8 protein-coding genes and 1 pseudogene are annotated in these 6,424 nt (G+C 70.6%); all 9 read left to right on the forward strand.

Translation table 11 applies throughout. The features are described from left to right. The first annotated feature begins 728 nt into the window (after positions 1–728). Positions 729–1,169, forward strand: a complete 441-nt coding sequence (gene rpsP / locus AB0M28_RS39415; RefSeq protein WP_365415488.1) for a 30S ribosomal protein S16 — start codon at positions 729–731, stop codon at positions 1,167–1,169. A 2-nt stretch (positions 1,170–1,171) separates the two neighbouring features. Further along, complete coding sequence (locus tag AB0M28_RS39420; protein ID WP_365415490.1) at positions 1,172–1,411, forward strand: RNA-binding protein; 240 nt, start codon at positions 1,172–1,174, stop codon at positions 1,409–1,411. Positions 1,412–1,590: 179 nt separating this feature from the next. After that, positions 1,591–2,163 (forward strand): ribosome maturation factor RimM, encoded by a 573-nt coding sequence (gene rimM, locus AB0M28_RS39425; protein ID WP_365415492.1) that lies wholly within the window; start codon positions 1,591–1,593, stop codon positions 2,161–2,163. After that, positions 2,160–2,972, forward strand: a complete 813-nt coding sequence (trmD, locus tag AB0M28_RS39430; protein ID WP_365415494.1) for a tRNA (guanosine(37)-N1)-methyltransferase TrmD — start codon at positions 2,160–2,162, stop codon at positions 2,970–2,972. Before rimM ends, trmD begins: the two co-directional genes overlap by 4 nt. Before the next feature lie 167 nt (positions 2,973–3,139). Next, positions 3,140–3,490, forward strand: coding sequence for a 50S ribosomal protein L19 (rplS, locus tag AB0M28_RS39435; RefSeq protein WP_365415496.1), 351 nt, complete (start codon positions 3,140–3,142; stop codon positions 3,488–3,490). A gap of 47 nt (positions 3,491–3,537) precedes the next feature. Then, positions 3,538–4,326, forward strand: coding sequence for a signal peptidase I (gene lepB / locus AB0M28_RS39440; RefSeq protein WP_365415497.1), 789 nt, complete (start codon positions 3,538–3,540; stop codon positions 4,324–4,326). Between the two features lie 34 nt (positions 4,327–4,360). Beyond that, positions 4,361–5,305: a signal peptidase I gene (gene lepB, locus AB0M28_RS39445; protein WP_365415499.1), complete on the forward strand. Its 945-nt coding sequence runs from the start codon at positions 4,361–4,363 to the stop codon at positions 5,303–5,305. Continuing rightward, on the forward strand, positions 5,265–6,185 hold the full coding sequence (gene lepB / locus AB0M28_RS39450) for a signal peptidase I (protein WP_365415501.1): 921 nt from the start codon (positions 5,265–5,267) through the stop codon (positions 6,183–6,185). Before lepB (AB0M28_RS39445) ends, lepB (AB0M28_RS39450) begins: the two co-directional genes overlap by 41 nt. A gap of 144 nt (positions 6,186–6,329) precedes the next feature. Beyond that, positions 6,330–6,424 (forward strand): annotated as a pseudogene (locus tag AB0M28_RS39455) (NADH-quinone oxidoreductase subunit J); the annotation flags it as partial.

The following is a 6,424-nucleotide window of genomic DNA, read 5'->3' on the forward strand; positions in this document are numbered from 1 at the left end:
GGGTGCCGGTACGCGCCCCGCGGCCGGCGCCGCCCCGCGCCTTCGGCGCGGGGATTGCCCCCGCCCACACGCCACCCGTTAAGGGGTGTCTTGCCTGACGTCGGCGCCTGGAGGTGCGCCCCGGGGGCTGGTCCGGCCGGGCGGGCCGGGGTCCGGCTTGTCCCGGGGACGGGCGAGGTCTGGCCGGGCGGGCGACACGCCGGTTCAGGCGCTGTGTACCCGGGGGAACGCCAGGGTGACGTGCGGACCGTTCGCCGCCGCGTGCCGTGAGGGCTTGGGTGGGGCCCCTGTCGTACGTCAAGCGAAGCAGTACGGCAGGGGCCCCACCCAAGCCCGCCCCAGGGCAAACCCGAGCCCGTCCGGCGTTTGAGGACTTCGGGCGAAGCCCGAAGCGCGTCAGCCGACGCAACCGCACACCAAGCCCGTCCGGCGTCTGAGGACATCCGGGCGGAGCCCGGATACGCGTCAGCCGACGCAAGGCGACGCTCAGCCCGTCCGGCGTCTGAGGACTGAGGCGCGAAGCGCCGAACCGCGTCAGCCGACGCAAACGCGACCAGGGACAGGTCACCGCCCCGCGCAGGCTGTGGCACAATGGTCAGCTGTACTCGACAGCCGCACAGGACCCCTCTCTCCTCCGGCTGGCGCGTCCATCGGACACCTCGGGTACCGCAACCCCACGTGGCACCTCACCGTGTCCAACCACGTCAAGTTCAGGAGACACCACTCCCGTGGCAGTCAAGATCAAGCTGAAGCGTCTGGGCAAGATCCGTTCGCCTCACTACCGCATCGTCGTCGCCGACTCCCGTACCCGCCGTGACGGCCGGGCCATCGAGGAGATCGGTCTGTACCACCCGGTGCAGAACCCCTCCCGCATCGAGGTCGACTCGGAGCGCGCCCAGTACTGGCTGGGTGTCGGCGCGCAGCCGACCGAGCCGGTTCTGGCCATCCTCAAGGTCACCGGTGACTGGCAGAAGTTCAAGGGCCTGCCCGCCCCGGCCCCGATGCTCGTCGCCGAGCCGAAGGCCGACAAGCGCGCCCTCTTCGAGGCCGCCGCCAAGGAGGCCGGTGACGAGCCCAAGGGTGAGGCCGTGACCGCCAAGGCCAAGAAGACCGAGAAGAAGGCCGAGGCCGCCGAGGCCGACGCCTCCACCGAGTCGACCGAGGCCTGAGGATGCTCGAGGAGGCCCTCGAGCACCTGGTGAAGGGCATCGTCGACAACCCCGACGAGGTGCAGGTCGCCCGGCGCAATCTGCGCCGCGGCAGTGTGCTGGAGGTCCGGGTGCACCCCGACGACCTCGGCAAGGTGATCGGCCGTAACGGCCGCACCGCGCGCGCCCTGCGCACGGTCGTGGGAGCGCTCGGCGGGCGGGGCATCCGCGTCGACCTGGTCGACGTGGACCAGATCCGCTGACGCACCAAACGCACCAAACGCACCAACGCGCGAGCGCGTGAGCGCCCGCAACGCAATCCGCCGCGACCGCGTGAGCGGTAGCAGCACCGGCCCGGGCCGGGGAAGCTGGGACGTACGGCCACGTACGACCGAGCCGCCCCGGCCCGTCGTCGTAACCCCATGAACCACGAGGAAGAACCGTGCAGCTGGTAGTCGCGCGTATCGGCCGCGCCCACGGCATCAAGGGCGAGGTCACCGTCGAGGTGCGGACCGACGAGCCGGAGCTGCGGCTCGGCCCCGGCGCCGTACTGCTCACCGATCCGGCCGCCACGGGCCCGCTGACCATCGAGTCCGGCCGGGTGCACAGCGGCCGGCTGCTGCTGCGCTTCGAGGGCGTGAAGGACCGCACGGGCGCCGAGGCGCTGCGCAACACGCTGCTGATCGCCGAGGTCGACCCGGAGGAGGTGCCGGAGGACCCGGAGGAGTTCTACGACCACCAGCTGATCGACATCGACGTGGTGACGAAGGACGGCGCCGAGGTCGGCCGGATCGCGGAGATCGCGCATCTGCCCGGGCACGATCTGCTGATCGTGAAGACCCCCGAGGGCCGCGAGGTCATGATCCCGTTCGTGACCGAGATCGTGCCGGAGATCGATCTGCACGAGCAGCGGGCCGTGATCGACCCGCCGCCCGGCCTGCTGTCGGACGAGGACGCCGTGGTGGACACCGTGGACGGCGACGCGGAGGCCGATGGGAAGGGCGACGCGGAGTGAGGCTCGACGTCGTCACGATCTTCCCCGAGTACCTGGCCCCCCTGAACGTCTCCCTCGTCGGCAAGGCCGCCGCCCGCGGGCAGCTCGACGTACGGATCCACGATCTGCGCGGCTGGACCCACGACAAGCACAACACCGTCGACGACACCCCGTACGGCGGCGGCCCCGGCATGGTCATGAAGCCGGACCCCTGGGGCGAGGCGCTGGACGAGATCACCGGGTCCGACCCGGACGCCGAGCCCGTGATCGTCGTACCCACGCCGAGCGGCCGGCCCTTCACCCAGGAGCTGGCCGTGGAACTCTCCGCCAAGCCCTGGCTGGTCTTCACGCCCGCCCGCTACGAGGGCATCGACCGGCGCGTGATCGACGAGTACGCCTCCCGGTACGACGTACGCGAGGTCTCCATCGGCGACTACGTGCTGGCCGGCGGCGAGGCCCCGGTGCTGGTGATGGTCGAGGCGATCGCCCGGCTGCTGCCCGGCGTCCTGGGCAACGCCGCCTCGCACCAGGACGACTCCTTCGCCCCCGGCCCCATGGCGAACCTGCTGGAGGGCCCCGTCTACACCAAGCCCCCCGAGTGGCGCGGCCGCGGCATCCCCGAGGTGCTGCTCAGCGGCCACCACGGGAAGATCGCCCGCTGGCGGCGGGACGAGGCGTTCCGCCGTACGACGGCCAACCGGCCGGACCTGATCGAGACCGCCGACCCGGCCGCGTACGACAAGAAGGACCGCGAGATCCTCAGCATCCTGGGCTGGGCCCCGGGACCCGACGGCCGATTTGGGCGATCGCCCGAGGTCGTGGAAGAATAGTCCGGCTGTCTGCCGTCCGACGCGCGCCCCTGCCACAGGGGGAGACGACGTGCGTACGACGCGGGCAACCACGTCAGATCCATCCTCATCCGTGCCGCCCCAGTGATCTGCGGCCCGGACGACTGTGCCGCTGATGACCTGTGGCATCGGCGAAGAAAGCAGACATCATGTCGCACCTTCTCGACAGCGTCGACGCAGCCTCCCTGCGCACCGACATCCCGGCGTTCCGTCCCGGTGACACCGTGAACGTCCACGTCCGCGTCATCGAGGGCAACCGCTCCCGTGTGCAGCAGTTCAAGGGCGTCGTCATCCGCCGTCAGGGCTCCGGCGTGCGTGAGAGCTTCACCGTCCGCAAGGTCAGCTTCTCGGTGGGCGTCGAGCGCACCTTCCCGGTGCACACCCCGGTCGTCGAGAAGATCGAGCTCGTGACCCGCGGTGACGTCCGGCGCGCCAAGCTGTACTACCTGCGTGACCTGCGCGGCAAGGCCGCGAAGATCAAGGAGAAGCGCGAGAACTGAGCCGCGTCGTCCACGGGGCAATCCGGACGGTTTAGTCTCGTACCTCGATGGACACGCACGCACAGCTTTCGGAGCGCGACGGCGCCTCCTCGTCCGACTCCTCCGCTCCGGCGGGGGACGACGGGCGGGAGGGGCCGTCGCGCTCTTCGCGTTTTCCGGCCCTCGCACGGCTGGCCGCGTCCCCGCGCCTCGTGCGTACGGGCCGGATGCTGCGGCCCGTGGGGGCGCTGACCGCCGTCTGCCTGGTGACGATGCTGCTGGTCAGCACGTTCGTCGTGCAGCCCTTCCTGATCCCCAGCGGTTCGATGAAGGGAACGCTGCGGCCCGGGGACCGGATCCTGGTCAACAAGCTGGCGTACCGCTTCGGCGGGGAGCCGCGGCGCGGCGACGTCGTGGTCTTCGACGGCAGCGGATCCTTCAGCGACGAGACGGGGGCGAGCAACCCCGTCACGCGGCTGCTGCGCAAGGCCGGCGCCTCGGTGGGTCTGGCGGAGCCCGTGGAGACGGACTTCGTCAAGCGCGTCATCGGCGTCGGCGGCGACCGGGTCACCTGCTGTGACGCCCGGGGCCGGCTGATGGTGAACGGTGTCGCGATCGACGAGTCCGGATACCTTTACCCGGGTGATACGCCGTCCCGCGTACCGTTTGACATCGTGGTGCCGGAGGGGAGGCTCTGGGTCATGGGTGACCACCGGAGTGACTCCCGGGATTCGCGCGACCACCTCGGCGCACCGGGCGGCGGGACCGTACCGGTGGACAAGGTGATCGGGCGGGCCGACTGGATCGGCTGGCCGGCGGGACGCTGGGCGTCGATCGGGCGGCCGTCCTATGGGTAGTCGTGCCCGGGTCGAGGTGCGGCCCGGCGGGCGCGTGGAGCGGCGGCAGCGGGACAGGAAGATCAAACGGCGGCGGCGCCGTTCGGCGATCAAGGAGATCCCGATCATCGTCGGGGTGGCGCTGCTCATCGCCCTGCTGATCAAGACCTTCATGGTGCAGGCGTTCGTCATCCCGTCCGGATCGATGGAGCAGACCATCAAGATCGGCGACCGGGTCGTCGTCAACAAGTTCTCGCCCTGGTTCGGCGCGAAGCCGGAGCGGGGGGACGTGGTGGTGTTCAAGGATCCCGGCGGGTGGCTGCACGGCGAGGCCGGCTTCGAGAAGAACACCGACCCGCCCGTGATCAAGCAGGTGAAGGAGGGGCTGAGCTGGATCGGGCTGCTGCCCTCCGACCGCGACCAGGACCTGATCAAACGGGTCGTGGGCATCGGCGGGGACCGGGTGAAGTGCTGCGACAAGGAGGGACGGGTCACGGTCAACGGCACTCCGATCACCGAGCCGTACCTCTACCCGGGCGACGAGCCGTCGGCCGGCGCGTTCGACGTCACCGTGCCCGAGGGCCGGATCTTCGTGATGGGCGATCACCGGTCCAACTCGGCCGACTCGCGCGAGCACGGGGACGGTCCGTACCAGGGGACCGTGCCCGAGGATCTGGTGGTCGGCAAGGCCGTGGCGATCGCCTGGCCGCTCGGCCACTGGCGCAGGCTTGAAGATCCGGATACCTACGCGTCGGTGCCCGATCCGGGCTCGGGGTCTCATACTGTGTCCTCGAGCACCACGCAAAGTTCAGACGTAAACAGTCCGCAAGTATTCGGCGACAGCCCGCAATCAATCGGTCCTCTCCCGACTCCTGCGGAACTCCCGCTCGTTATGGGAGTGGTGGGCCTGCACCGGCTCAGGTACAGGCGGCGACAGTTGAGGAGTGGATGTGGGGGACGTGGCAGTCGGCGCGCGCTCCGGTCAGGACGAGTTCGATGACCGTTCGGGTTCGGAGGAACCGGTGACGGAACCCGCCGGGGTGACGGACGGCGAGGCGGCCGGCGTGGACGAGGACGACGAGGAGACGCCCCCGCAACGGCAGCACCGGTCCTTCTGGAAGGAGCTGCCGATCCTCATCGGCGTCGCCCTGGTGCTCGCCCTGCTGATCAAGACCTTCCTGCTGCAGGCGTTCTCCATCCCGTCCGACTCGATGCAGAACACGCTGCAGCGCGGCGACCGCATCCTGGTCGACAAGCTGACGCCGTGGTTCGGCTCGGAGCCGGAGCGCGGCGAGGTCGTCGTCTTCCACGACCCGGGCAACTGGCTGCCCGACAGCGAGGCCCCCGACCCCAACGCGATCCAGAAGGTCCTCGGCTTCATCGGCCTGTACGCCGAGGGCCAGGATCTGGTCAAGCGCGTCATCGCGGTCGGCGGCGACACGGTCGAGTGCCACGGCAACGGCCCGGTCAAGGTCAACGGCGTCGCCCTGGACGAGTCCAGCTACGTGACCTTCCCCGGCACGACGCCGTGCGCGGACCGCAACTTCGGCCCGCTCAAGGTGCCCGAGGGCAAGATCTGGGTGATGGGCGACCACCGCAACGACTCGCTGGACTCCCGGTACCACATGGACCAGCCGGGCGGCGGCTTCGTCGACAACGACGAGGTCGTGGGCCGCGCCATCGTCCGCGCCTGGCCGATCAGCCGCTGGGGCACGCTCCCGATCCCGGACACGTACGACCAGCCGGGCATCAACAACCAGTCCGCGTCGTCCGCCCTGGGCGCGGCCCCGGGCGTCCTGGGGCTCGCGGGGGCGGTCCCGCTGGTGCTGATCCGGCGCCGCCGGTTGGTGCGTCGGATGCAGGGCGCTTCGGGGGGCTGAACGCGCGGCGCGCGCGGCGTTCTTGGGGGGCGGTGACTTGGGGCGGGTGGGGTTGCGCTGGGTGTGCGTGCCCCGTCGGCCCTGGGCGGCTGGTGCGGGGCGCCCCGGCGCCCTCCGCAAGTCCGGGACACGGCGCCCCGTGCGGCCGGCGGCAACGTCCAGGGCCTGGCCCAGCTGATCTTCACCAAGTACGTCTTCGCCTTCGAGCTCACCGGCGCCCTGCTGATCACCGCGGCCGT

It is taken from the genome of Streptomyces sp. NPDC051940, from assembly GCF_040680895.1.
Lineage (GTDB): Bacteria > Actinomycetota > Actinomycetes > Streptomycetales > Streptomycetaceae > Streptomyces.

Coding starts and splice junctions, on each gene's coding strand:
- AB0M28_RS39420 (WP_365415490.1), top strand. CDS start 1,172: ATGCTCGAGGAGGCCCTCGAGCACCTGGTGAAGGGCATCGTCGACAAC.
- rplS (WP_365415496.1), top strand. CDS start 3,140: ATGTCGCACCTTCTCGACAGCGTCGACGCAGCCTCCCTGCGCACCGAC.
- lepB (WP_365415497.1), top strand. CDS start 3,538: ATGGACACGCACGCACAGCTTTCGGAGCGCGACGGCGCCTCCTCGTCC.